The organism is Microbacterium sp. Leaf351, assembly GCF_001423825.1.
Classification (GTDB): Bacteria; Actinomycetota; Actinomycetes; order Actinomycetales; family Microbacteriaceae; genus Microbacterium; species Microbacterium ginsengisoli.
On sequence record NZ_LMPK01000036.1, the window covers coordinates 116,659 to 119,891 of the forward strand.

At 71.7% G+C, this 3,233-nt stretch carries 2 protein-coding genes; both read right to left on the reverse strand.

Annotation, left to right across the window (positions count from 1 at the left end; all coding sequences use genetic code 11):
- Nucleotides 1-109: 109 nt before the first annotated feature.
- The gene (locus ASG00_RS12515; protein ID WP_082483236.1) at nt 110-2,809 is read right to left on the reverse strand and encodes an AAA family ATPase; all 2,700 of its coding nucleotides are present in this window, start codon (nt 2,807-2,809) and stop codon (nt 110-112) included.
- Between the two features lie 128 nt (nt 2,810-2,937).
- A partial coding sequence (locus ASG00_RS14940; RefSeq protein ID WP_162238399.1) for an alpha/beta hydrolase family protein occupies nt 2,938-3,233 on the reverse strand: 296 nt, incomplete at its 5' end.

Consider the following 3,233-nt stretch of genomic DNA (forward strand, 5'->3'; position numbering starts at 1 on the left):
CGGCGACCCGTTCCTGATCGAGGGCGTGGTGATCGGATGGCGCATCCTCGACTGGGATGCGAGCGCTTACGGGACGATCGCACCCGAGCGCTGACCGGGCGAGGGACGCTCAGACCTGCGCGAGCAGTTCGCACAGCTCGTGCCGCGACGTGGTGCCGGTCTTCGCGTAGATGCGCGACAGGTGGAACCCGACCGTGCTGCGCGTGATGTACAGTTCGCGGGCGATCTGGGCGTAGCTCATCCCCCTCACGACCAGCGCGACGACCTCTCGCTCCCGTTCGGAGAGCGCTTCGAGGTCGTCGGGCACCTCGGAGACCGGCGCCGACACCACGGCGACTGCGAGGTTCGGGGCGTCGGCGGGGGCCGCGGGGTCGACGTATCCGGCTGCGCCCACCCGACGGTAGATCGCGTCGGCGCGGGCGCGGGACGACGCGGCGAGGCCGGCGTCGCCCGCCGCCGCGGCCACGCGTGCCAGGTCGGCCGCGACATGGGCGGGCAGGATCGGGATGTCGTCCGAGGCGGATGCCGCGGCCCGCTGCAGAAGCGTCAGCGCACCGGTCACATCCCCACGCGCCTCGGTCACGAGCGCACGGATCCAGTCGGCGGTGCTGCCGGTCCACGAGAGATCTCCCCGCGCCTGCAGACCATCCGCGATCGTGAGGGCGATGGCGTGCTCGCCGGCCCAGAGGTGGGCGGTCGCCATCCAGGGCGTCGCCAGAGGCCCGGCCAGAGGCGCCGCGTCGACGATCTCGCCGTAGGAGCGGCGGTAGCGTGCGAGCAGCGCGGCACGCTCGGACGCGTCGCCGTGGGCATGGAGGTAAGCCGCCTCCGCGGCGAGAAGCGCGATCACCGCCTCGGGCCAGGGGGTGTCGCGCAACACGCCGTGCACGGCCTCGAAGAGCTCGGCAGCCTGATCCCACTCGCCGCGATGGGTGTGACCGCCCGCGATGATCGCGGTGGTCAGAGGGTGTGGGCGTGCACGCCGCAGCGCGTCCGCGGCGCGGAAGTAGGGGGTCGCGACATCCGCGGCGCCGAGCAGCTGGTAGCACCAGCCCAGGAAGGCACGCGTCAGACCATCTCCGACGTCGACGAATCCGGTCGCCATGCGCGCGTCGACCTCACGCAGCGGCTCGATGGCCTCTTCGAGGCGGCCGTCGAAGCCGAGACCGAGCCCCTGCCAGGCGAGCCAGTACGTGTCATCCATCGGCACGGCGGCGGGACGGGCGGGCAGACGCAGCAGCTCCGCCTGCACTCGCTCGCCGAGATCGCTGCGGCCCATCATGAGCGCGGCGGCGAAGGTGACGAGTCCGGCGAGCGCGTCGTCACGTGCGGGCATGGATTCCGCTCGGGAGATGTGACCGAGGATGTCTGCGGTCGCTCCTCCCGCGCACATCGTGCTCCACGCGAGAAGAACCTCGATGCGATATGCGGTCAGCGTCGCGCCGGCCGATGCCGCAGCTGGCGCGAGCACGCGAATCGCACCGAGCCAGTCGTTGTCGTGCGCGAGCAGCATCCCCTGCACGAGCGCGGCGCCGGCGCGATCGCGCGCCTGACGGATGTCGGGGAGCCTGTCGCGCACGAGCTCGACCCGCCCGGCGAGGATCCACTGGTAGAACGACTCCATCCGCAGCCGACTGCGCTCGGCGCCGTCGCCCGACACCCGGGCGGCCCAATCGAAGTAGGTCGCCGCGAGCCGGTGCGCGCGTTCGGAACCCTGCCGCTCGGCGGCCTCGACGAGCTGGCCCACGAGCTGCTCGTCGTGGGTGGTCGCGGCCGCGTAGCGGTGACGCAGCTCCGCGGGTTCGTCCGCGGCCACCGCGACGGCGCGGGAGTTCAGGCGAGCAGCGTCGGCGACCGGGATGAACTGGGCGACGCTCGCCTGCACGAGCGCGTGCACGAAGCGCACCTCGACGCCGTATTTCGCCGCGCGCCCCTCGAGCACGAACTCCCGGTCGAGGATGTCGCGGGCCGCGGTGGGATCGTCGAGTTCGGCGACGTACGCGGCGTCGGCAAGCGGCATCCACCCGGCACCGATGACCGCGGCGGCTCGGGCCAGCGCGACGGCATCGGGGCCGAGGCCGGCGAGTCGCACCTCGATCGCACGGGCATAGTCGTCGGGCGCGGGGAACTGCTCCATGCGCTCGAGGTCGGCGAGGGTTGCCCGGCGCAGTGTCGCGGCGTAGAACAGCGGGTTCCCCTGCGTGTGCTCCCACAGCAGACGAGCGACCTGGGTGTCGAGCTCAGGGCGCACATCTTTCGCCACCCGCACCGCGGTCTCCCACGGCAGCGGCTCGAGCTCTATCGGCACGACGAGGGGGCTCACCGCGACGAGGTGCTGCCAGTCGGGGTGCTGGAACGGTTCGAAGTGACCGGTCGTCACGACCAACAGGAGCCGCTCGGCGACCGCCCCGGCCATGAGGTGTGCGAGAGCGCTCACCGACTCCGGATCCAGCCACTGCAGGTCGTCGATCGCAATGACCAGCGGCGCGCGTTCGGTGTCGGCGTCGACCGCATCGCGCAGCGCCTGATCCGCTTCGAGGGAGTTCGGCGCTTCTCCGACGCGGGCCGCGACCACCTCGACCCCGAGGCCGGCGAGGCCCTGGAGCTGCCGTTCTCCAGTGACATCCCCGTTGCCCGTGCGCACCACAAACCGCCCCGCAGCCTCGACGCGCGTCAGCACCTCACGCAGGAAGCTGGAGCGCCCCGATCCCGGGCCGCCGTGCACGACGAGTACACGAGGACGACCCTCGCGTGCATCAGCGATCGCGGCATCCACGCACGCGAGCGCTGCACTGTCCCAATACAGCACGACTTCTCCCCCGGACCCTGGTGGATGAGGCCGATGCTAGTGCACCCGGCCGTGCGCGAGACCGAATGCGCGAGAGGGCACCGCTGCCACGGTCAGCTGTCTTCCCGACGCACCGCGACGCCCCCGGGTCATGATGCCGCGCACGTGGAGGTCACGGTGCCGTGCAGGGCAGTCTCGAAGAACGGGAGGACGTCGGGAAGGCTGCGGTACGCGGCCCACCCGTGGTTGACGCCCGGGTAGAGGTGGAAGGTGAGGTTCTCCCCCGCGGCGCAGAGCTTCGCGGCGAATGCCTCGGTCGACGTCGGCCGCACGAGCTGGTCGGCGAGACCCTGGCCGATGAAGATCGGGACGGTGATCGGCGCGTTTCCGGCACTGTTCTCGGTGAGGATGCTCGCCCACGGCTCCGTCTTGGCGGGATCGGCGG